At 66.0% G+C, this 24880-nt stretch carries 19 protein-coding genes; 12 read left to right on the forward strand and 7 right to left on the reverse strand.

All coding sequences use genetic code 11. The annotated features are described in order from the left end of the window. Window positions 1-24 precede the first annotated feature (24 nt). The 8 genes from AC6CHY_RS15190 (at window position 25) to AC6CHY_RS15225 (ending at window position 9182) form a co-directional block, all read left to right on the forward strand. Window positions 25-1023 (forward strand): ABC transporter substrate-binding protein, encoded by a 999-nt coding sequence (locus AC6CHY_RS15190; protein WP_498227242.1) that lies wholly within the window; start codon window positions 25-27, stop codon window positions 1021-1023. Then, complete coding sequence (locus AC6CHY_RS15195; protein WP_498227243.1) at window positions 995-1831, forward strand: ABC transporter permease; 837 nt, start codon at window positions 995-997, stop codon at window positions 1829-1831. The genes AC6CHY_RS15190 and AC6CHY_RS15195 overlap by 29 nt, the downstream gene beginning before the upstream one ends. After that, window positions 1828-2607, forward strand: a complete 780-nt coding sequence (locus tag AC6CHY_RS15200; RefSeq protein ID WP_498227244.1) for an ABC transporter permease — start codon at window positions 1828-1830, stop codon at window positions 2605-2607. Before AC6CHY_RS15195 ends, AC6CHY_RS15200 begins: the two co-directional genes overlap by 4 nt. Window positions 2608-2666: 59 nt before the next feature. Next, window positions 2667-3455 (forward strand): ABC transporter ATP-binding protein, encoded by a 789-nt coding sequence (locus AC6CHY_RS15205; RefSeq protein ID WP_498227245.1) that lies wholly within the window; start codon window positions 2667-2669, stop codon window positions 3453-3455. Then, window positions 3452-5050 carry a sulfatase family protein gene (locus AC6CHY_RS15210; RefSeq protein WP_498227246.1) on the forward strand — a complete coding sequence of 533 codons (1599 nt, stop codon included), beginning with the start codon at window positions 3452-3454 and terminating at the stop codon, window positions 5048-5050. Before AC6CHY_RS15205 ends, AC6CHY_RS15210 begins: the two co-directional genes overlap by 4 nt. Window positions 5051-5095: 45 nt before the next feature. Next, the gene (locus tag AC6CHY_RS15215) at window positions 5096-6067 is read left to right on the forward strand and encodes a formylglycine-generating enzyme family protein (protein WP_498227247.1); all 972 of its coding nucleotides are present in this window, start codon (window positions 5096-5098) and stop codon (window positions 6065-6067) included. A gap of 98 nt (window positions 6068-6165) precedes the next feature. After that, window positions 6166-7656, forward strand: coding sequence for an APC family permease (locus tag AC6CHY_RS15220; protein ID WP_498227248.1), 1491 nt, complete (start codon window positions 6166-6168; stop codon window positions 7654-7656). Window positions 7657-7745: 89 nt separating this feature from the next. Next, a complete protein-coding gene (locus AC6CHY_RS15225) occupies window positions 7746-9182 on the forward strand; it encodes an aldehyde dehydrogenase family protein (RefSeq protein ID WP_498227249.1) in 1437 nt (478 codons plus the stop codon). A gap of 109 nt (window positions 9183-9291) precedes the next feature. Here AC6CHY_RS15225 and AC6CHY_RS15230 read toward each other — a convergent pair whose 3' ends face one another. Beyond that, window positions 9292-9885: a hypothetical protein gene (locus tag AC6CHY_RS15230; protein ID WP_498227250.1), complete on the reverse strand. Its 594-nt coding sequence runs from the start codon at window positions 9883-9885 to the stop codon at window positions 9292-9294. A 329-nt stretch (window positions 9886-10214) separates the two neighbouring features. On the opposite strand from AC6CHY_RS15230, the gene AC6CHY_RS15235 reads away from it, so the two are divergent. Beyond that, window positions 10215-10616, forward strand: coding sequence for a hypothetical protein (locus AC6CHY_RS15235; RefSeq protein WP_498227251.1), 402 nt, complete (start codon window positions 10215-10217; stop codon window positions 10614-10616). Window positions 10617-10701: 85 nt separating this feature from the next. On the opposite strand, the gene AC6CHY_RS15240 is transcribed toward AC6CHY_RS15235, so the two are convergent. Together AC6CHY_RS15240 and AC6CHY_RS15245 are read right to left on the reverse strand one after the other, a co-directional pair. Next, complete coding sequence (locus AC6CHY_RS15240) at window positions 10702-12075, reverse strand: aspartate aminotransferase family protein (RefSeq protein ID WP_498227252.1); 1374 nt, start codon at window positions 12073-12075, stop codon at window positions 10702-10704. A gap of 33 nt (window positions 12076-12108) precedes the next feature. Next, window positions 12109-13602 carry a CoA-acylating methylmalonate-semialdehyde dehydrogenase gene (locus AC6CHY_RS15245; protein ID WP_498227253.1) on the reverse strand — a complete coding sequence of 498 codons (1494 nt, stop codon included), beginning with the start codon at window positions 13600-13602 and terminating at the stop codon, window positions 12109-12111. 120 nt (window positions 13603-13722) lie between these two features. On the opposite strand from AC6CHY_RS15245, the gene AC6CHY_RS15250 reads away from it, so the two are divergent. Next, on the forward strand, window positions 13723-15375 hold the full coding sequence (locus AC6CHY_RS15250; RefSeq protein ID WP_498227254.1) for a PucR family transcriptional regulator: 1653 nt from the start codon (window positions 13723-13725) through the stop codon (window positions 15373-15375). 94 nt (window positions 15376-15469) lie between these two features. Here AC6CHY_RS15250 and AC6CHY_RS15255 read toward each other — a convergent pair whose 3' ends face one another. The 3 genes from AC6CHY_RS15255 to AC6CHY_RS15265 form a co-directional block, all read right to left on the reverse strand. Continuing rightward, the gene (locus tag AC6CHY_RS15255) at window positions 15470-16786 is read right to left on the reverse strand and encodes a purine-cytosine permease family protein (RefSeq protein WP_498227255.1); all 1317 of its coding nucleotides are present in this window, start codon (window positions 16784-16786) and stop codon (window positions 15470-15472) included. Window positions 16787-17169: 383 nt separating this feature from the next. Further along, the gene (locus tag AC6CHY_RS15260; RefSeq protein ID WP_498227282.1) at window positions 17170-19167 is read right to left on the reverse strand and encodes a hydantoinase B/oxoprolinase family protein; all 1998 of its coding nucleotides are present in this window, start codon (window positions 19165-19167) and stop codon (window positions 17170-17172) included. A 2-nt stretch (window positions 19168-19169) separates the two neighbouring features. Beyond that, window positions 19170-21224, reverse strand: a complete 2055-nt coding sequence (locus tag AC6CHY_RS15265; RefSeq protein ID WP_498227256.1) for a hydantoinase/oxoprolinase family protein — start codon at window positions 21222-21224, stop codon at window positions 19170-19172. A gap of 148 nt (window positions 21225-21372) precedes the next feature. Between AC6CHY_RS15265 and AC6CHY_RS15270 the strand changes: the two genes are divergently transcribed. Next, on the forward strand, window positions 21373-22977 hold the full coding sequence (locus AC6CHY_RS15270; RefSeq protein ID WP_498227257.1) for a PucR family transcriptional regulator: 1605 nt from the start codon (window positions 21373-21375) through the stop codon (window positions 22975-22977). Window positions 22978-23003: 26 nt separating this feature from the next. On the opposite strand, the gene AC6CHY_RS15275 is transcribed toward AC6CHY_RS15270, so the two are convergent. Continuing rightward, window positions 23004-23666, reverse strand: coding sequence for a GntR family transcriptional regulator (locus tag AC6CHY_RS15275; RefSeq protein ID WP_498227258.1), 663 nt, complete (start codon window positions 23664-23666; stop codon window positions 23004-23006). 169 nt (window positions 23667-23835) lie between these two features. On the opposite strand from AC6CHY_RS15275, the gene AC6CHY_RS15280 reads away from it, so the two are divergent. Further along, window positions 23836-24876 (forward strand): Rieske 2Fe-2S domain-containing protein, encoded by a 1041-nt coding sequence (locus AC6CHY_RS15280; protein ID WP_498227259.1) that lies wholly within the window; start codon window positions 23836-23838, stop codon window positions 24874-24876. Window positions 24877-24880: the final 4 nt, after the last annotated feature.

Consider the following 24880-nt stretch of genomic DNA (forward strand, 5'->3'; position numbering starts at 1 on the left):
CGCACCAAGAAACCAGGAGCAACAATGAAAAAATCCCTCCGTTCCATGGCACTGCTCGCCGTGGGCTCCCTGACCCTGGCCATGGCCGCCTGCGGCTCCGGCACCGATGCCGCCCCGGCCTCCGGGGACAGCACCACCTTGAAGGTCGGCACCATCGGGCTCACGTCCGATGCCGCCATCGAACTGGCCAAGTCCAAGGGCTACTTCAAGGACGAAGGCCTGGTCGTGGAGACCTCCGTCGTGGCCAACCCGCCCGCCGGCGTCGCCGCGGCACAGAGCGGGCAGCTGGACCTGACCTACACCCCCTCCATCCCGATGTTCAATGCCCTCTCCCAGGGCGTGCCGCTGAAGATCGTCGCGGCCGCCGACGGCTACGCCGACGAGGCCCTCGACCAGGGCGACCTGACGCTGATCGACGACACCGCCTTGATCATCGGAAAGGACTCGCCCATCACCTCGCCGGCGGAGCTTGAGGGCAAGACCGTTTCGGTGCCGGCCCGCAAGGCCCAGCTGGAGGTCACCATCACCCGCGCCGTGCAGGAAGCCGGCGGGGACCCGTCGAAGATCAACTGGATCGTCCTTGACTTCTCCTCGGCCGTGCAGTCCCTGGCCCAGGGCCGCATCGACGCAGCCGGACTGGTCGCCCCGTTCACGTCCAAGGCGGTTGCCGCCGGCGGCAAGGTCCTCTCCTCGCCTGGCGTGGAGTTCTTTGAGCGCGGAGCCATCGGCCTCTGGGTCGCCGGCGATTCCACCGCAACCAAGAAGAACGAGCAGCTGCAGGCCTTCGCCCGGGCCATCCACAAGGCCAATGCCTACGCCAACAACCACCACGACGAGGCCCTGGAAGTCGCCGCGGAATTGACCGACACCCCGCTGGAGGTCGTGAAGAACTCGGCCCTGACGTTCTGGCCCACCGAGGTGCGCCTCGCAGACATCCAGCGGGTCAACACGCGCTTGACCGAGCTGGGTTTCCTGGCCAAGGAGGTAAAGATCGATGACAGCCTCATCCTCAGCGACAAGTAGCCGGGTACCCAACGGCCTGCTGGTCCTCCCGAAGCGCGCTTCGCGCCGGACCCAGGCCCTGTACGGCGCAGCCGGCGCCCTCGCGGTGCTGGCCGCCTGGCAGCTCGTGTCCGTGGGAAAGGTCTTCGGGGACGCGGTCCCGTCGGTTCCGGAAACCGCGGCCGAGCTGGCATCCCTGCTGGTCAGCCAGGCATTTTGGTCCGAACTGTCGGTCACGATCCTCATTGCCCTGGCCGGGCTCGTGTTCAGCGCGGTGCTTGGGATCGGCCTGGGCGTCCTGATCGGCACCTCCGCGCTGGTGCGGAGCCTGACCTTGGCGGTCTTCGAGTTCCTCAAGCCGATCCCGCCGATCGTCGTCCTGCCCCTGGCCGTCATGGTCCTGGGACCCACCTGGCCGATGGCCTTCGTGCTGGTGGCCTTCGGCTGCTCGCTGGCGATCGTCATGCAAACGGCGTCCGGAGTCCAGGACACGGACCCGGTGGCCCTGGCCACCGCACGGTCCTACGGAATGGGTCCGCTGGAGATCAAGGCGCGGATCGTGCTGCCCAGCGCGAGTCCCTTCATCGGCACCGCCATGCGCGTGGCGGCACCCACCGCCCTGGTCATCGCCGTGGTGGCGGGGCTGCTGGGCGGGGCCCCTGGCCTGGGCCGCTCCATCTACCAGGCCCAGGCGGCCGGCAACTTCGCCACGCTCTATGCCCTGGTCTTCGTCCTGGGCCTGCTGGGACTGGCCTTCCACGGGGCCAGCTCGTGGGCCGAGGCCAAGGCCCTGCACTGGCACCCATCCCACCGGGAGGTAGCACTGTGAAAAACAACAAGGCCCCACTGGTTCTCCTGGGAGTGGCCAGCCCGCTGGCGCTGCTGGCCGCGTGGTGGACATTCTCGGAGAGTTCGACCAACAGCTTTTTCCCGCCGCTGTCCCTGATCCTGCAGCGTTTCGCGGACCTGTGGCTCTTTGAGCACTTCGCCTCCGATGTCCTGCTGAGCATGGGCAACCTCTTCAGCGGGTTCCTGATCGGCATCGCCGCGGGCGTCGTCATCGGGTTCGTGCTGGCAATGATCCCGCCGGTCCGCTGGATGTTCGAACCGACCATCCACTTCTTCCGCGGCATCCCGCCGGTGGCGATGATCCCGATCGTCATCACGCTGATCGGCTTCGGCACCGAAATGCGCGTGGCCAACATCGCGCTGGCCGCGTTCTTCCCCACCCTCATCGCCACCATGGACGGGATCCGCGGGATCGACGGCTCGCTCAAGGACGTCTGCTCCGTCTACCGGCTGACCCGTTCCGAGCGCATGCTGCGCGTGTACCTGCCGGCGGCCGGACCGCAGATCTTTTCCGGCCTGCAGGTGAGCCTGCAGGTCAGCTTCGTGGTCATGATCGCCTCCGAGATGCTCGGGTCCTCCCAGGGCATCGGAGCCATGACGCTGCTGGCCCAGCAGTCCTTCATGTCCGCCGACATGTGGGCAGGCATCCTGCTGCTCGGCGTGATCGGGTTCCTCGTGAACATCGGCTTCGAGCTCCTCAAGGGCCGGGTGCTGCGCTGGTACATCGGCTCGCGCCGCCTGGAGCGTGCGGCATGAGTGCCCCCGCCTTCCCCAAGCCCCAACACCTTTCGCCTCGCCACTCTTCGGAGGAACCCTTGAAAACAACAACCTCACTCCCGCGCCTCGAGGTCCAGTCCCTGGCCAAGAGCTACGGCTCGGGCCCGGCCGCCGCACACGTGATCGGGGACCTCACCTTCTCCGTTGACGCCGGGGAAGTCGTCTGCATCGTCGGCCCCTCGGGAGTCGGCAAGACCACGCTGCTCAAGTGCCTGGCCGGGCTGCACCCGAGCACCGGCGGAACCATCAGCATCGACGGTCGGGAAATCTCCGGACCGCCCAAGGAAATGGCCCTGGTCTTCCAGGACTACTCGCGTTCGCTCATGCCCTGGCTGAGCGTGCGCAAGAACCTGGTGCTGCCGCTGCGGCACCTGCACCTGGACCCGGCCGAACTGGCCGAGCGCTGCGACACGGCGCTGGCCGCAGTCGGCCTGGCCGGGGCGGAGAACAAGTACCCGTGGCAGCTCTCCGGAGGCATGCAGCAGCGCGTGGCCATTGCCCGCGCGCTGGCCTACCGCCCGGAGATCCTGGTCATGGACGAGCCCTTCGCCTCGGTCGATGCGCAGACGCGCTTCGAGCTCGAGGACCTGTGCCTGAAGATCCGCAAGGACTTCGGCATGACCATCCTGCTGGTCACCCACGACATCGACGAGGCCGTCTACCTCTCGGACCGCATCGTGGCCATCGGTTCCAAGCCCGCCCGGGTGCTGGAGGTCATCGACGTCGACCTGCCCGCCGAACGCGAGCAGATCGGAACCCGGGCCCTGCCCGCGTTTGCCGAACTGCGCACCCGCACGCTCTCGCTGATCCGCCGGGCCCAGTCATGACCGAGCCACGGCCGAACATCCTGTTCATCATTGCCGACCAGCTGCGGGCCGACCACCTGGGGTTCAACGGGAACACCGAGGTGCGCACCCCCAACCTTGACCGCCTGGCGGCAGGGTCCGCGGTCTTCGACCGCGCCTTCGTGGCCAACCCGACCTGCATGCCCAACCGCGCCAGCCTGTTGACAGGTCGCTGGCCCTCGGTCCACGGCACCCGGTGCAACGGGATCCCGCTGGATCCCGAAACCTCCACCTTCGTGCGCTCGCTGGCCCGGGCCGGGTACCGCACCGCGGCCGTGGGCAAGCTCCACCACCAGAACATGGGGTGGGACTTCGAGCCGGAGCAGTCGGTGCAGATCCACGACACCGATCCGCTGCTGCTGGACGCCGCGGTGGAGCGCGCTGTCACCCGCGAGCGCGGCGCCGGCTGGGACCAGTGGGAGAACCGCGAGCGCCACGAGGCCGGGTACGTGCAGATGCCGGAGGACTACTACGGCTACCAGGAAGTCGACCTGGTCATCGGACACGGGGACGCCCCGGGCGGACACTGGGTGCACTGGGCGCGCGAGCGCGGCGTGGACCCCCGGTCGCTGGGCGGCCATGCGGCAGGGCGCGACGCGCTGCCGGGCTGGGACCAGGTCTACACCACCTCCATCCCGCTGCAGGCCCACCCCAGCACCTACGTCGGGGAGCGGGCAGCCGAACGGATCAAGGAGGCAGCGGCGGGGGAGGACCCCTTCTTCCTCTTCGTCTCCTTCCCCGACCCGCACCACCCCTTTGCCCCGCCCGAGGAGTACTCCGCGCTCTACGAGCCGGGGTCCGTGGCGCTGCCCAACGGATTCGAACAGGACCACAGCGCTTCCCCCCAGCACATCCGCACCATGGTCCGGGACCGCGGGACCCCGCACCCGGATGCCACCATGACCTTCGCGGTCAACGAGGAGCAGTACCGCCGCGCGGCCGCGGCCCAGTACGGGCTGATCGAACTCATGGACCAGCAGGTCGGGAAGATCCTCGACGCGCTGGAGGACTCCGGCCAGGAGCAGGACACCATCATCGTGTTCACCTCCGACCACGGCGACATGTTCGGGGACCACGGGCTGATGCTCAAGCATTTCGTGCACTACGAATCGGTCACCCGGGTGCCGTTGGCCATCCGCATCCCCGGCCGCGGTGCCGACGCCGCCCGGCGCAGCACCGCCCTGGTGTCCACCGCCGACCTGGCCCCCACCCTGCTGGATCTGGCGCAGGTGCGCCGGTTCCACGGGATCCAGGGCCTGAGCCTGCGCCCGCTGCTGGACGGTTCTGCGGATGCGATCCGCGAGGCGGTGCTGATCGAGGAGGACCAGCCCTTTTCCATCGACGGGCTGCCGGCACCGGTGCGGATGCGCACGGTGGTGACCCGGGAGGGTCGGTTGACCAGGTACTTCGGGGCACCCGGCGTGGAGGTCTACGACCACCGCAGCGACACGGAGGAACTGCACAACGTGGCGGGGGAACCCGGCGCGGCGGAGCTGCAGCGGTCGCTGGAACTGGCGCTGCTCCAGGAAATGGCGATGGTCTGCGACAACGCACCCACGCCGACGGCCGCCGCCTAGCGGCGCCACGGCCCCACCCCACCGACCCCGGACAAGGAGCATCACGTGTCCTGTTGCCAGCCACCAGCGGCCCCGGCCCGCTTCCCGGCCCGCTCCCTGCCCCTGCCCGCGGCGCCGGTGCAGGCAGGGGCCGCGCCGCGGCACGGGATCAAACAGGTCCACGTGCCGGCCGGTGCCTTCTTGATGGGTGACCACTTCGCCGAGGGCTACCCGGGCGACGGCGAGACCCCGGTGCACCCGGTGCAGCTGGGGGGTTTCCGGATGGACGCCACGGCCGTCACCAACGCAGCGTTCGCGCTGTTCGTGGCGGAAACCGGGTACGTGACGGAGGCCGAGGTCCTGGGTTCCTCGGCGGTGTTCCACCTCCAGCTGGGTGAGCGGGCCGCCCGGCCCGCCGGCAGCCGGGCGGTGGCGTCGATGCCGTGGTGGGTCGATGTCCCCGGGGCCAGCTGGCGGGAGCCACTGGGTCCCGGTTCGGCGGCCGCCGACGGACACCCGGCGGTGCACGTGAGCTGGAACGACGCGCTGGCCTACTGCGAGTGGGCGGGGCGTGCACTGCCCAGCGAGGCCCAATGGGAATATGCCGCCCGCGGAGGACTGGAGGGCGCACGCTATCCGTGGGGGGATTCGCTCACCGAGGGTGGCGCGCACCGCTGCAACATCTTCCAGGGCGAGTTCCCGTCCCGCAACACCGGGGAGGACGGATACACGGGCACCGCCCCTGTCGAGTCCTTCGAACCGAACGGGCACGGCCTGTGGCAGATGGCGGGGAACACCTGGGAATGGTGCGCCGACTGGTTTCTTCCCCGCTACTACAGGCGAAGCCCGGAACTGGATCCGCAGGGTCCGCCCTTCGGCGAGGGGAGGGTGATGCGCGGGGGCTCGTTCCTGTGCCACGACTCGTATTGCAACCGCTACCGCGTGGCGGCGCGGAGCCGGAATTCGCCCGATTCCTCGAGCAGCCACTGCGGGTTCAGGACGGTGTCCCGCCCGCCCGAAGGCGAGGCGGCAGGATAACTCTGCACGATTCGCCAAGTGTTGCTCACGCAAAGCCAAGCCTTCGGTGCCCTCCACGGCGCAGGCTGGAGGTAAATTCGCTTCAAGGAGGAATCCCCATGGCAACATCAACCGATTCGACGGACACCCGGGCACCGGGGCTGGGCAAACGCACGCTCGGCGTGCCGGCGCTGGTGTTCATGATCATCGCGGCATCCGCGCCACTGACGGTGGTCGCCGGGGGAGTCACCAGCAACTACGCCGTCACCGGCGTGCTGGGCATCCCGCTGTCCTTCGTCGTGCTCGGCGTGGTCCTGCTGGTCTTCGCCGTGGGGTACACGGCCATGAGCCAGCACGTGCGCAACGCCGGCGCGTTCTACGCCTACGTGGCCCGCGGCCTGGGCAAGCCCACCGGCATCGGTGCCGCCTGGGTGGCGTTGGTCAGCTACAACGCCATGCAGATCGGCATCTACGGGATGTTCGGCTTCGCGCTTGCCGATTTCCTGGGCACGACGTGGGGGATCCCTGCCCCCTGGTGGGTGTGCGCCCTGATCGGCTGGGCAGTCGTGGCGATCCTGGGTGTGAACAAGGTCGACCTTTCCGCCAAGGTACTGGGCGTCGTGGTGGCCTGCGAATTCCTCGTCGTCATCGTCTACGACGTGCTGGCCTTCAAGGTCGCGCCCGAGGGAATCTCCACCGAGTCGCTGCAACCTGCCAGCCTGTTCACCGCGGGCGTCGGTGCGGCCCTGGCCTTCAGCATCGCCGCGTTCATGGGATTTGAATCCGGCGCCATCTACGGCGAGGAGGTCAAGGACCCCCGGAACACCCCACGGCGGGCAACGCTGATCGCGATCGGCATCATCGCCGTCTTCTATGCGCTCTCCGCGTGGGCCATGGCCGTGGGCGAGGGGCACGGCGCCGTCATCGAAAACTCCGCCGCGGGTCCGGGCCTGGTCTTCGGGTTCCTGGCAGCACACACCCCGGGGTGGTTCGTCACCCTCGGGAACCTGCTGTTCATCACCAGCCTGCTCGCCGCGTTGATCGCCTTCCACAACGTGGTGGCCCGCTACCTCTTCTCGCTGGGCCGCGAGGGCGTGCTGCCGGCGGCCATGGCCAGGACCAACCCACACAGCCACGCGCCGGTTCTCGGTTCGCTGACCCAGTCGGCGCTGGCGCTGCTGGTCCTGGTGGTCTTCGCCATCGCCGGGGCGGGAGCGGACGTCATGTTCCCGGTGTTCACGCTGTTCACCTGGCTCACCAACACCGGTGCGTTCGGGCTGGTCATGCTCATGGCGTTGACCAGTTTCGCGGTGATCGGCTACTTCCGCAGCGAACCGCACGGGCTGGGACGGTGGACCACCGTGGTGGCGCCGCTGGTCGCCGGTGTCGCCCTCGTGGTCCTCTTCGGGGCCATCGTGGCGAACTTCGACGTGCTGATCGGCCTTCAGGGCGCCAGCGTCCTGGGCTGGCTGTTGCCGGCACTCGTCGTGGCCCCGGGCATCCTCGGCCTGCTGTGGGCCTTCAGGCTGCGCTCCACCCAACCGGCGATCTACGCGGGCGTTGGACACGGCGGCGACCTCGCCGACGACGCGGAGAACGTGCAGCCCTGAACCAACCAACAACTCACCGGGCGGTCAACCAGACCGCTTCGACAATCACGACTTCCGGCAAACCCAGAGACAAGAAAAGGGAACGATCCATGAGCACCGAAACCAACACCGTCGCCACCTACGCCACCGCGGACGAGCTGCTTGCCGCGATCCAGCCGGCCACCGGGGGACGCGAAATCCTCGACCCTGCCACCGGCGAGCTGGTGGGCCGCGCACCCGAGCACGAGGTCGCAGACCTCGAGACCGCCATCGCCTCCGCCCACGCGGCACAGCCGGGGTGGGACGGACTGGGCCACGAGGCACGCCGCGCCCTGATGAACCGGGCGGCGGATGCCATCGAGGCAAACGCCGAGGCGCTGGCCCACCTGCTCTCGCGCGAGCAGGGCAAGCCGCTGAACGGCCCGAACGCCCGCTTCGAGGTCGGGGGCGCCGTGGCCTGGCTGCGCGCCGCGGCCGCCTTCGACCTCGAGGCCGAGGTGCTCGTGGACGACGGAACGACCTACGCGGAGATGCACTACCGCCCGTTCGGCGTCGTCGGTGCCATCGGCCCGTGGAACTGGCCGATGATGATCTCGGTCTGGCAGCTGGCCCCTGCCCTGCGCATGGGCAACACCGTGGTGATGAAGCCGAGCGAGTACACCCCGTTGAGCGTGCTGGCCCTGGGCCACGTGATCAACCAGGTGCTCCCGGCCGGCGTGCTGCACGTGGTCGCCGGCGGCCGCGACGTGGGGCAGCTGCTGAGCACCCATAAGGACATCGACAAGGTCATGTTCACCGGATCCACGGCCACCGGCAAGGCCATCATCCGCTCCTCCGCGGACACCGTGAAGCGACTGACCCTGGAACTGGGCGGCAACGACGCGGGCATCGTGCTGCCGGACGCGGACCCGAAAGCCATCGCCGAGTCCCTGTTCTGGGGGGCGTTCATCAACACCGGCCAGACCTGTGCCGCGCTCAAGCGCCTCTACGTGCATGCGGACATCTACGAGGAGGTCTGCGCGGCGCTGACCGAGGTCGCCAGGAACATGCCGATGGGCGTGGGCCTGGATGAGGCCAACGTGCTTGGCCCGCTGCAGAACAAGGCCCAGTACGACATCGTCGATTCGCTGGTGCGCCAGGCCACCGACTCCGGCGCCCGCGTGCTGATCGGGGCGAACCCGCAGGCGGACCAGCCGGGATACTTCTACCCGAGCACGCTGATCGCCGACATCGCCGCCGACAACGCGCTGGTTCTCCAGGAGCAGTTCGGCCCGGTGCTGCCGATTGTCAAGGTCGACTCGATCGAGCAGGCGGTCCAGCTGGCCAACTCCCTGGACGTCGGGCTGGGTGCCTCGGTGTGGTCCGCCGACCGCGACGCGGCGCGCGAGGTTGCCGCACGCCTGCAGGCCGGCACGGTGTGGATCAACAGCCACGGTGGCGTGGATCCGCGGATTCCGTTCGGCGGTGCCAAGTCCTCGGGCTACGGGGTCGAGTTCGGCGTCGACGGGCTCAAGGCCCTGGGCCAGCCGCAGGTCATCAACGGCTAGCGTCGGACCACTGCAGGGGTCGGGATGTGGTGCTCCAGCCAGGCGGGAGCACCACGCCCCGACCCCTTTTTGCGCGCACCTCCACGACCGAGGCAACGTTAGCCGGGGGCTAGTCGACCTTGGCGCGCTGCGCCCTGGCCTGCTCCGCGAGAATGTTCTCGGCAATGCCCTTGAGCTCCGGGGCGTAGCCCGTGAGGCTGCCGGCGCCCCTGGCCACCCACCATTTCCCGCATAGGTGGGTGGTCAGGTTTTCCTGCCCGGTGGGCCACCAATCGGCGGCCAGTAGGGGCGTCTGGTATTGGGAATCCACCCGCTCGGCGATCTCCTGCATGGGGGCGGGGTCCTCCGATTCCAGCCCCTCGGCCAGCTCCGCCACGGTTGGCTTGCCGGTGTGCGCGACGGCAACACAACCCCTGGGCAGCTCCCCGGCGTGGTCCATGCGCAGGATGCGTTCGTTCCCCGTGGTCCGCACGACCTCCTTGACGTTCGTGGCCGAGTCCGGGACCCAGGCCGGAAGCACGTTCTTTTCCTTGCCTTCGGCTCCTGTGGCGAAATCGTGGCTGGCGCTCTTGTCATAGGTGGATTCGATGCCCAGCGCACCGCAGCCGGTCAGGGCCAGGGCGGCCAGGACGGCGGCCGAGACCAGCATCGGGGCCTTGGGGCGCGGCGTCGTCGATGTCCGGGGGAGGGCTGTCTGTGTCATGCCTTCAGCATATTAAGCGGACCGCACGGCGCACATCGGAGGAAGGGCGCACGTTTCCGGTGTCCGGCTAGGCCCGCGGGTGGAGGGCGGCCGGCAATATCCGGGACGAAGGTACCGCTTTCGGAGCCGTCTCGGTGACCTCGCCGGGTGGTTTCGCTCCGCTGGGAATTGCCCTAGGCTCGTGCCCAGGGGGGAGCGATCCCCGAGGGGCCGTCGAAGCGCATCGGCGGCGAAGAAGGCCGGGGCGGAGCGGCATGAAGGACATGGGGCGCCAAACAACATGGAGATGGTTCGGGTCGTGGGGTCTTGTTGCACTGTTGTCCGGGTGCATGATGCTGACGGACGAGGTTCCGGGCCCCTCGGGCGGCATCGAGCCAACGGTGCGGTCCCCGAACACCGTGCGCCCGGCCACACCACCGGAAATATCGAAGCTGGTGCCCGAGGACGGCGAAACGGCGGTGTTCTACCTCTCCGGCTATCACGGGTCCGCGGGAGGCGGCTACACCCTGGAGAAGGGCGAGACCTTCGTTTCCTGGACCTGTGACGGGTTCGGTCCCTTCGGCATCGCGTTCAGCGACGGCACCGGATTCGACGCGCGTTGCGAGGATTTCCAGGTCAACCAGGTCAACCGGACTTCATTCACGAGCACCAGCCGCCACCGGGTGGAAATCGAGGTCGGGGCCGAGGAACGGCAACTCTGGCAGGTGCTCGTGACCCAGAAGGCCCGGTAGCAGCACCGGCCGGTTAACCGCCGTTGGCCGTGCCCCGCGGGATTGTTCCCGCGGGGCACGGCCAATATGGTCGGTGCGAAGCCGGTTAGGCGTCCACGAACCCGTCGGCCACCGACAGGGCCGTATCAAGCATGGCCAGACCTGCGCGCAGGTCCTCGTCGCTGATGTTCAGCGGCGGGACCACGTGGACGCGGTTGAAGTTCACGAACGGCAGCATGCCGGCCTTCTTCAACGCACCTGTCACCGCGGCCATGGCCGGCGAGGAGCCGCCGTAGGGTGCCATGGGCTCGCGGGTCTCGCGGTTGGTGACCAGCTCGACGGCCCAGAAGCAGCCGGTTCCGCGGACATCGCCCACGGATGGGTGCCTGGCCTTGAGCTCGTCCAGGGCCGGGCCGATGATGTCCTCGCCGAGGCGGGCGGCGTTCTCCACCATCCCCTCTTCCTTCATGGCGTTGATCGTGGCGATCGCCGCGGCGGAGGCCAGCGGGTGGCCGGAGTAGGTCAGGCCGCCCGGGTAGACACGGTCGCGGAAGGTCTCGAAGATGGCATCCGAGATGGCCACGCCGCCGAGCGGGACGTAACCGGAGTTCACGCCCTTGGCGAAGGTGAGCAGGTCCGGGGTCACGTTCCAGTGGTTCACGGCGAACCACTTGCCGGCGCGGCCGAAGCCGGCCATGACCTCGTCGGCGATGAAGACGATGCCGTACTTGCGGGTCAGCTCGCGCACGCCCTCCATGTAGCCCGCCGGCGGCACGTAGATGCCGCAGCTGCCCGGGATCGATTCCAGGACCAGGGCGCCGATGGTGCTCGGGCCCTCCAGGATGATGGTGTCTTCCAGGTGGCGCAGTGCGCGCTGCGTCTCTTCTGCGTCCGTGGTGGAGTTGAAGTAGGAGCGGTACGGGTAGGCCGGGAAGAAGTGAACGACCCCGTCGGTGGCATTGTCGGAGGCCACGCGGCGCGGGTCGCCGGTGACGTTCACCGCCAGGTGCGTGCCGCCGTGGTAACTGCGGTACGCGGCCAGGACCTTGTGCTTGCCGGTGTGCAGGCGGGCCATGCGGATCGCGTGCTCGTTGGCGTCTGCGCCGCCGTTGGTGAAGAAGATGCGGTTCAGGTCCCCGGGGGTCAGCTCGGCGATCAGGCGTGCGGCTTCCGAGCGTGCGTCGTTGACGTACTGCGGGGCGACGGTGCAGATCTGCGCCGCCTGCTCCTGGATCGCCGCAACGACCTTCGGGTGCTGGTGGCCGATGTTGGTGTTGACCAGCTGCGAGGAGAAGTCGAGCAGCTTGTTGCCCGCCCCGTCCCAGACCCAGGAACCCTCGGTCTTCAGGATGGTCATCGGGTCGAACTGGCCCTGCGCCTGCCAGGAGTGGAAGACGTGCGCGCGGTCCAGCTCGTGGGCGCGCGCGCCCACGGCGATCTGCTCGGCGGCGATGGTTTCGGTGTTCACATCGATGCTCATGGTGTGTTTGCCCTTTCTGGCGGTACGTCGAGCCTAGGCGTTCTGCGGGAAGCCGAGGTTCAGGCCGCCGTGGCTGGGGTCCAGCCAGCGCGAGGTGACGACCTTGCCGCGGGTGAAGAACTGGATGCCCTCCGCGCCGTAGGCGTGGGTGTCCCCGAAGAGCGAGTTCTTCCAGCCGCCGAAGGAGTAGTAGGCCATCGGTACCGGGATGGGCACATTGATTCCCACCATGCCGACCTGGATCTCGTTCTCGAAGCGGCGGGCCGCCCCGCCGTCGTTCGTGAAGATCGCGGTGCCGTTGCCGAACGGGTTGGCGTTGATGGTCTCGATGCCCTCGTCGAAGGAATCCACGCGGAGAACGGAGAGCACCGGGCCGAAGATCTCGTCGGTGTAGATCGACATGTCGGTGGTGACGTTGTCGAAGAGGGTCGGGTTCAGGAAGAAGCCCTCGCCCTCGGCGTCAGGGTTGACCTTGCGCCCGTCCAGCACCATGGTGGCGCCGGCGGCCTCGCCTGCGTCGATGTAGCCTGCGACCTTGTCGCGGTGTGCCGCGGTGACCAGCGGTCCCATGTCGCAGCCGCGGGTCCCGTCGCCCACCCGCAGCGTTGCGGTGCGCTCGGCGATCTTGGCGACCAGTTCATCGGCAATCGAGTCGATGGCGACGATGGCCGAAATGGCCATGCAGCGCTCGCCGGCCGCGCCGAAACCCGCGTTGACCGCGGCGTCGGCCGCAAGGTCAAGGTCCGCATCCGGGAGAACCAGCATGTGGTTCTTGGCCCCGCCCAGGGCCTGGACGCGCTTGCCGTGCGCGGTGCCCGTGGCGTAGACGTACTGGGCGATCGGGGTCGAGCCCACGAAGGAGACGGAGGAGACGCGCGGGTCGGTCAGCAGGGTGTCAACCGATTCCTTGTCGCCGTGGACCACGTTGAACACGCCGTCCGGAAGCCCGGCTTCCTTCCAGAGCTCGGCCATCCACTGGGCGGCGGTCGGGTCCTTCTCGCTGGGCTTGAGCACCACGGTGTTGCCGGCGGCGATGGCGATGGGGAAGAACCACATCGGGACCATGGCCGGGAAGTTGAAGGGGGAGATGATGGCCGAGACGCCCAGGGGCTGGCGGATCGAGTGGACGTCGATCTTGGTGGAGGCGTTCTCCGTGTAGCCGCCCTTGACCAGGTGCGGGATGCCGCAGGCGTACTCGACGACCTCCTGGCCGCGGGAGATCTCGCCCATGGCGTCGTCAAGCACCTTGCCGTGCTCGGCGGTGATGATCGCGGCCAGCTCGGCCTTGCGCTTGTTCAGCAGCTCGCGGTAGTTGAACAGGATCTGCGCGCGGCGGGTCAGCGAGGTGTCGCGCCAGGCGGGGAACGCAGCATGCGCGGCGGCAATGGCCTCGCCGGTGGTGGCAGCTGAAGCCAGGGCCACGCGCGAGGAGACCTTGCCGGTGGCCGGGTTGGTGATGTCGGCAAAGCGGGAATCGGCGGGGACTTCGAGGGTGGTTCCATCGATCCAGTGGGAGAGCGTCTGCATGGTGCGCGGGTTCCTTTCAAGGCGGTGACAATCCGGCGTTGAATCCATTGTGTCGTCCCGGACACACCTGCGACACCGGCAACCTGTCAACTCTTTGCGTAAAAGCAATACACTTTGTCCATGAGTGCCGTCGCCAGCCACCAGAAGCCGCCCGTTGCCGGGACCCTGAGCATCGCCCGCGTCCTTGAATTGCCTGCGGTTTCCGCCGGGGAACCCGAGGTCCTGGCGGGTTCGGACCTGCTGGGCAACCCCGTGCGCTGGGTGCATGTGGCCGAAACCCCCGAGCCGTCAGAACTGCTCTCCGGAGGGGAACTGGTGTTGACCACCGGGATGGCCTTCGGGGAGGCCGGGGCAGGGGTCGCCGGATTCCTGGCCCAGGTGCGGGCGGGCCGGGCCGCCGGCCTCATCGTCGAATTGGTTGCCGGGGCCGGCAGGGATCACGATGCCTCGATCGCCGCGCTGCGCCGGGTGGCGGGGGAGAATGACTTCCCTGTCATCCTGCTGCACCGGCGGGTGCGCTTTGTCGAGATCACCGAGGTGGTGCACCGGATGCTGGTTTCGGACCAGCTTGCCGCGCTGGAACGCTCCCGGATGATCCACGAGGTCTTCACCGCACTGAGCCTGCAGAACGCCACCGAGGAGGGGATCGTGGCGCGTGCCGCCGAACTCATCGGGGCGCCGGTGGTGCTGGAGGACGTGGCCCACCTGGTCCTGGGCTTTGCCGCCGGCGCGGACCCCGACCCGGGGCTGCTCGCGCACTGGCCGGAGAGGTCGCGCAGGGTCGGGTACCTGGAAAGCACGGGGCGCGGGGCGGGGGAGGAGAGCTGGCTGCAGACGCCCGTCGGCATCCAGGGCCAACGCTGGGGCCGGCTCGTGGTCCCCGGCGAACCGGGCTCCGACTCGGACGCGGCCATGGTGCTGGAACGTGCCGGGCAGACGCTGTCGATCGCGCGCCTGGCCGGGCGCGACCAAAAGGAATTGCTGCACCAGGCCCGGGCGGGGCTGCTGCATGAACTGCGCCAGCAACATGCCCTGGGGGAGGCCGAGGTGTTGATCCGCGCCGGTGCGCTGGGGCTGGCCGACTCCCCGCACTACGTCCCGGTGGTGTTCCGGCTGGATGTCCGCGCCGGGCAAACACCGACGGGGGTGCAGCTGCGCGAGCGCGCGTTGCTGGATGCGCTCAACGCCGTGGTGGATTCGGCCAGGGCCACGGCGCTGGCCGCCAGCCTGCAAAGCGGCCAGATCGGCATGGTGCTGGGCGTGGGTGCCAAGCAGCTGGAGGAACCGCTGCTGGAGCGGATCTGCCGGCAACTGGCGGGGGTGCAGGAAGCAGTCGACTGGTCCGTGGGCGTGGGGCGCGGACGAAGGGGCGTGAAGGACGCCGCCCACGGCCTGGAGGAGGCGGCCCAGGTGGCCGAGACCGTGGCAACCTTCGACACCCGTGCCCGGCCCTTCTATCGCTTTGCCGACGTGCGGCTGCGCGGGGTGCTCGCGCTGATGCACGACGATGCGCGCCTGAGGTCCTTTGCCGAGGCCGAGCTGGCCGGCATCCTGGACCCGCCGGACGAACCGGCGCTCGAGCTGCTTGGCCTCTACCTCAAGCACGGAGGCAACAAGTCCGCACTGGCCCGCACCGGCTTCCTGAGCCGGCCCGCGCTCTATGCCCGGCTCGAGAAGCTCGAGGACAAGCTCGGGGTCAGCCTGGACGACGCCGAGTCGCGGACCTCCCTGCACGTCGCATGGCTCTGGCTCGGGTCGGGCCGGCGCCCGTAGGGCGGCAGGGGCCAGGGGCTAGCCGCGTGTAGGTGCATAGCGGGGCCGGCGCATGGTTCCAAAGTGTGCTCCGTGCTCCGGCCTCGCTATGCCGCTATGTGGCTGAACTTTGGTGCCTGACTGGAATCACCGTGGTGTCCCCTGATGGAGCTTGGGAACGGTGAATCAGCACCACATAGATCAATGCGGCCAGTACGGGGGTGGCCAGCGACCCTATGTTAGAGGCCCAGGGGACGCCGGATTGGATAAGCGTGATCCCGGCAATGGCCGAAATGACCCACGCAGCGACGCCGGCGCGGTTGAGTGCAGGGAATGCAGAGTCGGGGAGCGACCCTTGCGGCACGGTGCCGCCGCGCCGCTCCTGGACGTGGATGTGTACCAGCGCGATCGCCACCCAGCCGGTGACGAGTGCTCCCTGCCATGCCAGGGCCAACAACAGGTATTTGACGACCGGCAGGAGCATCAACAGGTAGATAATAAGCCCACCGATCCCGACCCAAACCAGCGATGGCGCTCGCAGGTGCAGGGCACGTTCGCCGAATTCACGCAGGTTGGCAATGCCCAGCGCGTAGTTCGCGGTGTTGATTCGGGTCTGGGACACGAAGACCACCATAAGGCCGAGTGGGCCCATGAGCTGGACCAGGGCACCTGCAACACCGGTCTCGGTGGCCTCCGCGCCGGGGATTGCGAAGGTGAGATAAATGCCGATCAGTGAGTTGACGCCAAAGGCCAGGGTGTAAAAGAGCCACCCGAAGGTGTAACGCTTGTGGAACTTCACGTCCTTTGCGCGCCCCAACGCGGCGAAGTCCATGGTGTACATCATGAGGATCCACACGCCCATAAACGCAGCGCAGGTGGCCAACCAGCCGGGTCCGCCGGCAACGAACGACAGGGGACCTGTTGCGTGGGTGAGCCAGCCGCTGCCGTCGGGATGGGCTATTGAGGCCCAAATGACTGCGGTGATCAGCCCACCCCAGTAAATGGGGAGCAGCCAGCCATTGACCTTGTCCAGCCAGCGTTGGATGCCGCCGGCGATTAGGGGAATCGTGTAGAGCACGACCACTGCGTACCAAAGCTGGATGGGTCCGCCAAATTGCGTCTGGAAGGCGTAGCCGAGAATTGCGCCCTCGAAGACTGCGTAATAAATGGCGGTGGCGGCAAAGACCAAGGTGGCCAGCAGTGCTCCCTTGCTGCCGAGCAGGGAGCGGGAGAACTGGGCAACAGTCAAGGAATGTTCCAATGCATATCCGGCGAGGACCCTGTTGATAGCGCCGTAGATGACTATCGTGATGGCGAGGCCGATGAGGGTGTCGATGGTGCCATAGGCCTGGGCCAGGGAGGCACCGATGTAGATGAAGAACATTGCCGAGACCAGGCCGTACCAAGCCATCGAGAGCGAGCCTGCACTCATCTTCCTGTTATCTGTGGCTGTATTTTCGGCCGTCGATTGTGTTGACACGAGATTTCTCCTGAAAACGGGCACGGCAGGGCCCCGGGTCGATCCCGTGCGCGCCTGGTGCCAGATGTGTAAGACGAGGAATCGGGCGTAATTCGACAGAGATTATCGGTCGATGCCCGGTGAAAAATGTCAATGCGGTGTGTTCATGACGGGATTCCGTAGAAAATCGGCTTCCCGCTCCATATCCCCGGGCGCGATGCAGCCTGCTACATCGCAGGTGGGTCGGCGGCCGGAAATCAGTGGGCCCTTTATGGGCACTGCCATGCCAGGAGGGTGCGAAGCGGCCGGGAACTAGGCAGGTGCTCCGCACCCCTGGCACGTGGGCAGGCGGGCGGTCAGACCCAGTGGTCTGACGAGCGGCGCTTCATCAGCTGCCGGTACTCGGTCGTAGTGTTTTCAAACAGTTCGCCGGTGCCCCAGTCCAGAATGACACCGTGACGGCGAATAACATCGAGCATGTCGGTGGTGCCCTTGCGGTAGTTCTCCGCGACCGCATGCGGATCCTCGGCGAGCCATCCGTGTCGCGCGGCACGGATCTGCTCCCTCAACGTCGTCGTGGCGACCTCATCAATCTCGAATTCGTCGAGCTCCGCATCGATCTCACGAATCACCACGCCGTAGTCCTTGGCTGCGCGTTCAATCGAGACGTAGCCATCAATGACATCTTCCCTGACCTCCGCGGAAGGTCGCGTCAGCGGGTCCCCAAAGCCGCCACCGCCGGCGGAAGGACGGGTAAAGGTATCGCCCGACTGTACCGGAACGGAGGAGAAATTCGATCCGAGGTAGCGTTGTTCCGCCGTTCCCTTGTTCAGCCAGACTCCGTGCGGAATCGAGGGCAGTCCGCCCTCGATTCCCCAGGTGATGGAGCGGGCACGGTCGCAGCAATAGCTCATGACGGTGTCGAAGGCGTCGGTCAGCATCCCGCCTTTTTCAATCCCCAGACCGCCACGGTACCGACCAGGGCCGGCGGAATCCATGGCAATCTCGTGTCGGGTAGTCAGCACGGGGGAGAGCCGTTCCTGGCCCTCGACCGGTTGCACTGCCAGCCCCGGGCCGAACACCGGAGCCGTGGCGCTGGAGCCGTCCTTGGTGGCGCGTCCGCCCCAGCCCCCGGCCATCCAGTCGTACCACATAAAGTACTCGTTGTTCGGGGTCCGTGCGTCCTTGCCGCCAACCAGCAAGTATTCGAGGTTGAACGCGCACGCCATGGCGCGTTCCGGCATGATCTGGCTCCACAACTCGAAGATCCCGTTCATGATCTTCTCGTACGGACCGGAGCAGAACCCGGTGACAGCGAACGGCCACCCTGCGTTGACCACGGTACCCTCCGGGCCGATCTCCGCTTGGACCGCGGCATAGAAGCCGGAGTTCAATGGAACGTCTGGGAAGAACGTCTTTGTGCCGGCGTAAATTGCTGAATGGGTGGTCCCGTATCCGGAGTTGAGGAACGTTGCCACGGCTGGAGCCGATCCGGAGAGATCGTAGTGGATGCCTTGCCCATCAAGTTTGAGTTTGATCTTGATGGGCACTAGTCCCTCGGCTTTACCCGGATCCACGTCAATGTAGTCGGTGGTTTCCCACTCGCCTTGGGGGAGGGATTCCAGTTGTCGCAGAACCGTCCGCTCCACGTAGTCCTGGGTTTCCTGCATGGCCGCCAAGACAGTGTCCTTGGAGTACTTGCCGACCAGTCGATGCACCTCGCGCTCGCAGACGGCAGTGGCCTCGGACTGGGCATGCAGGTCGCCCATCGCCTGGCGCGGCGCGCGGGTGTTTGAAACCAGCAGTTGAGCGACGTCGTGCAGGAAGACGCCTTTGGACCAGATTCTCACCGGGGTGATGCGCAAGCCTTCACCGAAATGTTCCTTGGCGTTGACATCGAAGGATCCCGGGACATTGCCGCCGATGTCCGCCCAGTGGCCCTTGTTCTGGGCAAAAGCAATGACCTCGCCGTCAGCAAAGATGGGGCGAACGAACGAAACATCGTTGAAGTGGGTGCCGCCACGGTAAGGGTCGTTGATGGCAAAGACGTCGCCGGGGTGGATATCGGTGCCGAATTCCTCGATCACTGCTTTGCACTGGAAATGCAGCGTGCCAACGTGCACTGCAATGTCACCGGAGCCCTGCATCACCGTGTTTCCGGACGCGTCGCACAGGGCCGAGGAGAAATCACGTGAATAAATGACGAACGAATAGCAGGTGCGCAGGATTTGTTCGCTCATTAGGTCGACCGAGGTGGCGAACGCGTTCTTCAGCACCTCAAAGGTGACAGGATCCAGCGATGGATGCGTCGGAGGGGTTGCCAGGGTGACTGGGGCAACGAGTGTATCGGTCATGACTAGGACTCCTTGCTTGAGGGAAGATCGTGAAGGTGGATGCGGATATTGCCCCATCCATCGATTTCGGCTGTCGTGCGTGGCGGAACCACTGTGGTGGAATCGAGTTGGTCTACGATCGCCGGACCACTGAACGTGGCACCTGGCGGGAGTAGGGCACGATCGTAGACGGGAGTTGCCAGCCATCCGGTGTCGCCAAAGTAAACCTCGCGTGTCGAAACGGGGGAACCCGGATCAGCGTTGAGCTCGGTGGCAGGAATGAATGCGGGTTTTGGGGTCTTGCCAACGGCGCTGAGTAGTAGCTGGTAAATCTCGACCGGCTGGTCGTCTTGGCGGAAGGCGAACTCGCGTTCATGTTCCTGGTGGAAAGTTTCTACGGCTGTTTCAAGGGCACCTCGCCCTGAACCGATGGACACTGATAGTGAGCGCCACTGGCCGGCGTAGCGCATGGAGATCTCCCGCTGCAGCACGGCGTTCTCATCGCTCACTCCCTCGTGCCGCAGACGTGAGGAAGCTTCCTTTTCCAATGTCTTGAATCGGGTTTCGACCTCCGCAGGGTCGGTCTCGGAGGCCAGCCCCGTAAACATGGCCGAGAGGTCGTGTCGGATGTCAACCAGCAGACAACCCAGCGCGGAGGTAACTCCGGGATTGGCCGGGACCACGACGGTAGGGATATTCAGTTCGCGGGCCACCTCGGCACCATGCAGTGCACCAGCCCCGCCAAAGGCAATGAGTGCGAAATCGCGTGGGTCGTAGCCGCGCCGGATCGAGATCAGGCGCACTGCATCGGCCATGTTGGCGTTGGCGACCTGCAGGATGGCATGGGCCGCCTCGGCTTCACCCATACCCAGCGGCGCGGCAATGACGCGGCTGATGGCCTCGCGGGAAAGTTCACGGTCCAGGGTCTTGGCGCCGCCAGCCAGCGAAGTGCCTAAGCGGTTCAGCACAACATTTGCATCGCAGTTGGTGGGTTGGTCGCCGCCGGAGTTGTAACAGGCCGGGCCCGGTGCTGCCCCCGCCGACTGCGGTCCGTTGCGCAGCGACCCGGCAATATCAATGTGGGCAAGGGAACCGCCACCGGCCCCAATGGTTAGGACCTCGATGGAGGGGAAGACAATCGGATGCCCGTATTCGACCTGCCATTCTTTGGTGATCCGCAACTCACCGCCAGATACCAGACAGATATCGGTGGAAGTGCCACCCATGTCGAGTCCAACGGCGTTCTCGAATCCGCATTGCTGGGCCACGTGCTTTGCGGCGATGGCTCCCGCAGCAATGCCGGAGGCAGCCAGCCTCACCGGGTATTTCTTGACCATTCTCGGGGTCATTGACCCGCCGCCTGAATGAAGGAGCAACAGGTCCCCGGTGTAGCCGCCGTCATTGAGTTCTGTGGCCAAGCGGTCCACATATCCGGTCACCAGCGGGGCCAGAACGGCGTTGGAGACCGCCGTATTGAAACGGTCGTGTTCGAAAATCTCGGGCAGTATCTCCGCGGAGGCTGAGACGGTGGCCTCGGGAAGTTCTTCCTGGAGGATTTCGCGCATCCGGATTTCATTGGCGGGGTTCGCATATGAATTGATGAAGCAGACGGCGATAGTGCTGGTACCGCGCTTGCGTAGCAAGGCCGCAAGCTGGCGTGCTTCTGCCTCATCCAGCGGCGTCACAACCTTCCCAGAGAAGTCGATGCGTTCCGTGACTTCGAAGCGGTCGCGGCGGCGAATGTATGGGCCGGAAACATCGTTGTAGGCATCCCAAAGATCGTCCTTGGTACCGTCACGGATTTCGATGACGTCTCGGAATCCCCGGGTTGTGATCATGGCGGCGGAAGGGAAATTGCGGGTAATGAGGGCGTTTGTTGCCACGGTTGTTCCGTGCGAAAACAACGAGACATCGGCCAGATTGATTTTGGCGCGTTCCACGCCGCCCATCACGGCCAACATGGGGTCCTGTGGAGTGGAGGGAACCTTGGTGACCCGCATTTCCTGGGTCTCCTCATCGAAAATGCAGACGTCGGTGAATGTGCCTCCGACGTCCACCGCGACTCGTAAATTGGCCATAGTGCGCTCCTTGTTGATTCGAGGTTTTTAGCTTCACCCAACCATGCAGTGTGACGTGGATCTCTGTCATTAGCGGAATGCAAAGGTCGCTGGCCTATGATTGTAATTTCTACAAATCCACATGTGGCGCGGTGTAATCGTGGGCTCCATGACCTCGAAAGCGCGGGCGAAAAGGACGAAGGTGAACTGCGTGCTGTGCTTGAGTGACGTTCTGAAAGAGAAATCCCTAGGTCTGGATCTTGTGGTTCCGGGGTCGCTCGATCCGGAGATCACCGGAGCGCATAGCTCGGAAATACACGATCCGGCCCGGTGGTTCGAACCGGGGAATGTCATGCTGACCACGGGCATGAGATTTCTCAATGAGGCGCGGCCGGAAGCCGTGGCCAGGGCGCTGGTGGACGCCCTGCGTCGCGCCAAGGTCGCTGCCCTGTTTTTCGGTGTCGGTGTGTATTTCCAGTCGATTCCCGATGCGTTGCGCCAAAGCTGTGTTGAGGTTGGGTTGCCACTAGTGGCGGTTGCCCCGGAAATCCCTTTTCGGCACATCGAGAACTATGTCAATCGAAGTGCGCCCGCGCCGGACGGTTACGGGCTGAAGCGCATGCTTTGGCTGACCAACGACCTGCTGGACAGCATCTCGTCGGACGACCCGATCAAGTCACTGATTACACGTTTGGGTACCGCTTGTCGCGGGACCGCTGTACTTTACGAGGACTCCGGCATCATTGTTGAATCAACGGGTGAAGGGCCCACGAACCTCATCTTCTCGGCCATAAACAGCGGCTCCTCGCGTTATGACAGGATTGCCATTGGCCGCTGGGAGGTTATGTACCGTTCAATGGTGTTGCGCGGCCGAGGGTACCACTTGGCGATTGCCACGCGGCAGGGAACCCTGCTCGATGACTTGGGAGATGTCCTGCTTGAAACTACCCAGCGCATGCTCGGAGCCATCAAGGGCATCAACCACTTGGATACCTCGCGTCAGCGGCATGAAAATGCACAGTTGCTCACCAATTTGCAGGACGGCATCGATGTTTCACGCGAATTGCGATATTGGGAGTTGTTGAAACCTTTTGGGTTCAAGGGCTTCGAGTCCGTCCGCTCGGTGGTGGCCACCACGCTGGGCGACAAGGTTTTGACGCCGTCCAAGGTCGACGCCTTGATCGATTCGGCGGAGCGCATGGGCGTGCCCCTGCTCTTTGCCGAGAACGGACGGACCCCCGACGTGCCGCCCGGGTTCCACGCATTGCTTCCCGCGTCCAAGGTAAGTGAGCAATGGCTGTCCGTCGGCGCCCAAGGGCTGGCGATCGGGCTGAGCGAGCCCTCCGGATCGCTGGCCCAGGTTCCCGAGCAATTCCAGGACGCCGAACTTGCCGCGGGCGTAGCACGGCGGCGTTCCGCCAACGATGTCGGAGCGTGTGGAAGCCTGGTTCGGATGGATGAGCTTGATCCTGCGAGCTGGTTCCTGGCGCGTCTCAAAAGCCCGGCCGACCGCAAAAGATTGACCCGGTTCGTCCAGCCGTTGAGGCATGAGAAAGACCTGGTGGACACGATCCAGGGATACCTGGCCATGGACCAAGATGTCGCCCGAGTGGCGGCTTGGCTCTATGTTCATCCCAACACTGTGCGATACCGAGTCAAAAAGGTTGGCGAGATTCTGGGTGGGAGCCCTAGCGACCCGGGGCTCCTCGCCAACCTGTATCTTGCGTACCAGGACGAGATCCTGCGAATTCGCGGTTCCGCGCATCAGGGATAGCTTCATCCCTGTGCAGACCCCTCGGGCTAGCCGCGCGCGGGCAGGCTGTGCGGGTCGATGTCGCCCGGGTCATGGCAGCGGCCCAGCGCCCGGATGATCGTGTCGAGCTCGCCGGCTGGCAGGGCCTTGAGGATTTCGCGGTGCTCGCTCGCGATGGCTGCCTGGTGTTCCGGGCCCAGCTGGTAGGCACGGGTGATGCGCCGCTGGATCGGATGGGCCCAGATGCCGCCCAGGGTCTCGCGCAGGTACTCGTTGGGACAGGGCTCGATGAGCTTGAGGTGGAATTCCTTGCCGAGCCTGAATTGCTCCTCGGCGTCGGTGGGGTCCACCGTCTCGAATTCGTCGATCAGCGCCCGGAGCCGCACCAGCTGGGCCGGGGTGTGCCTGCCCAGGGCCTGGGCCAGGGCGAGCTGTTCCAGGTGGTAGCGAACCTCGAAGACGTTGCGCACGTCCTGGGTGGTGAGGTCGTTGACCACATAGCCGCTTCCGGGCACCAGCGTGGCAAGGCCCTCCATGGCGACCTGGGCCAACGCATCGCGCACCGGGGTGCGGGAGACGCCGTATTGCGCGGCGACCTGTTCCTGCACCAGCGCGGTTCCCGGCTTCAGCGTGCCGTTGACGATCTCGGACGCGATTTGTTCGTGGACCCGCACCGCCAGCGGCCGTGCGTCGTGGACTCCCGTAGCCATGCGTCTCCCTGAGTATCTTCCTTCGCGGTTCCCAGCAGTCTAGCGTGCGGTTTTCGCCGTTCGACGCGGGACTGGTGGCGCGGGTCACAAAAAACCCTTGACCCTTCCGTATCCACTGTATACGGTGAATACAATCCACAGCGTTCCACCTCCCGACAAAGGAAAAAACATGTATGTCTTGAACACCTGGTACGTGGCGGCCTGGAGCAGCGAGGTCAGCCGGAAACCGGTCAAGCGCGTGATCTGCGAGCAACCCCTGGTGCTCTTCCGCACCCAGAACGGCACTCCCGTGGCACTGGCCGACCGCTGCGCACACCGGGCCTTCCCGCTCTCGGCTGGCCGAACCATCGGGGATTCCATCGAATGCGGCTACCACGGCTTCACCTACGGGGAAGACGGCATGTGCACCAAGGTTCCCGCGCAGAGCACCATCCCCGAACGCGCCAAGGTGCGCAAGTACCCGCTGGTGGAAAAGGACGGCTGGATCTGGGCCTGGATGGGGGACGCGGACCTGGCCGACCCCGCGGACGTGCCCGACACCCACTGGATGAACGACCCGGGATGGGCCACCGTGACGCACTCGGTGCCGTTCGCCTGCCGGGCAGAGCTGATCCACGACAACCTGCTGGATCTGACGCACGAGTCGTTCCTTCACAAGACCACCGTGGGCGACGACTACATCTACGAACACGGCATCACGGTGGAGGTCGAGGGATCGGTGGTCAGCGTCGATCGGCTGATGCCCTCGGTCGAGGCGCCGCCGCTGTACGCCGACACCATGAACGCCCGCGGGTTGTTCGACCGCTTCCACTGCACCGAGTTCTTCGTCCCCAACCTGCACGTGTTGCACTCCGGGATCACCGGGGAGGGCAAGCCGCGCGCCGAGGGCTACCTGATCAAGGTGCTCAACGGCATCACCCCCATCGACGAGCACAACTCCTGGTACTACTACGCGTTCAGCCGCAACTTCGCGCTCGACGACGCGCAGGCCACCGAGGACCTGCGCGTGGGGCTGGAGACCGTGCTGCGTGAAGACGCCGATGCCCTGGAGGCGCAGGAACTTGGCATGCAATCCCGCCCGCCCGGCGAATTCGACGTGCTCATCGCCCAGGACGGCGGCGTGGCCAAGGCCCGGCGCATCCTGGCCACGCTGATCAAGCGCGAGCAGGCCGCCGCCGCGGACCGGCCCGTCGCCGGCGCAAGGGCCTAGCCGC

It is taken from the genome of Paeniglutamicibacter sp. GQ140, from assembly GCF_059759235.1.

Coding starts and splice junctions, on each gene's coding strand:
- AC6CHY_RS15225 (WP_498227249.1), top strand. CDS start 7,746: ATGAGCACCGAAACCAACACCGTCGCCACCTACGCCACCGCGGACGAG.
- AC6CHY_RS15265 (WP_498227256.1), bottom strand. CDS start 21,224: ATGGCCAATTTACGAGTCGCGGTGGACGTCGGAGGCACATTCACCGAC.
- AC6CHY_RS15210 (WP_498227246.1), top strand. CDS start 3,452: ATGACCGAGCCACGGCCGAACATCCTGTTCATCATTGCCGACCAGCTG.
- AC6CHY_RS15195 (WP_498227243.1), top strand. CDS start 995: ATGACAGCCTCATCCTCAGCGACAAGTAGCCGGGTACCCAACGGCCTG.
- AC6CHY_RS15270 (WP_498227257.1), top strand. CDS start 21,373: ATGACCTCGAAAGCGCGGGCGAAAAGGACGAAGGTGAACTGCGTGCTG.
- AC6CHY_RS15280 (WP_498227259.1), top strand. CDS start 23,836: ATGTATGTCTTGAACACCTGGTACGTGGCGGCCTGGAGCAGCGAGGTC.
- AC6CHY_RS15245 (WP_498227253.1), bottom strand. CDS start 13,602: ATGCAGACGCTCTCCCACTGGATCGATGGAACCACCCTCGAAGTCCCC.
- AC6CHY_RS15230 (WP_498227250.1), bottom strand. CDS start 9,885: ATGACACAGACAGCCCTCCCCCGGACATCGACGACGCCGCGCCCCAAG.
- AC6CHY_RS15250 (WP_498227254.1), top strand. CDS start 13,723: ATGAGTGCCGTCGCCAGCCACCAGAAGCCGCCCGTTGCCGGGACCCTG.
- AC6CHY_RS15275 (WP_498227258.1), bottom strand. CDS start 23,666: ATGGCTACGGGAGTCCACGACGCACGGCCGCTGGCGGTGCGGGTCCAC.
- AC6CHY_RS15220 (WP_498227248.1), top strand. CDS start 6,166: ATGGCAACATCAACCGATTCGACGGACACCCGGGCACCGGGGCTGGGC.
- AC6CHY_RS15235 (WP_498227251.1), top strand. CDS start 10,215: ATGATGCTGACGGACGAGGTTCCGGGCCCCTCGGGCGGCATCGAGCCA.
- AC6CHY_RS15190 (WP_498227242.1), top strand. CDS start 25: ATGAAAAAATCCCTCCGTTCCATGGCACTGCTCGCCGTGGGCTCCCTG.
- AC6CHY_RS15255 (WP_498227255.1), bottom strand. CDS start 16,786: ATGAGTGCAGGCTCGCTCTCGATGGCTTGGTACGGCCTGGTCTCGGCA.
- AC6CHY_RS15240 (WP_498227252.1), bottom strand. CDS start 12,075: ATGAGCATCGATGTGAACACCGAAACCATCGCCGCCGAGCAGATCGCC.
- AC6CHY_RS15260 (WP_498227282.1), bottom strand. CDS start 19,167: ATGACCGATACACTCGTTGCCCCAGTCACCCTGGCAACCCCTCCGACG.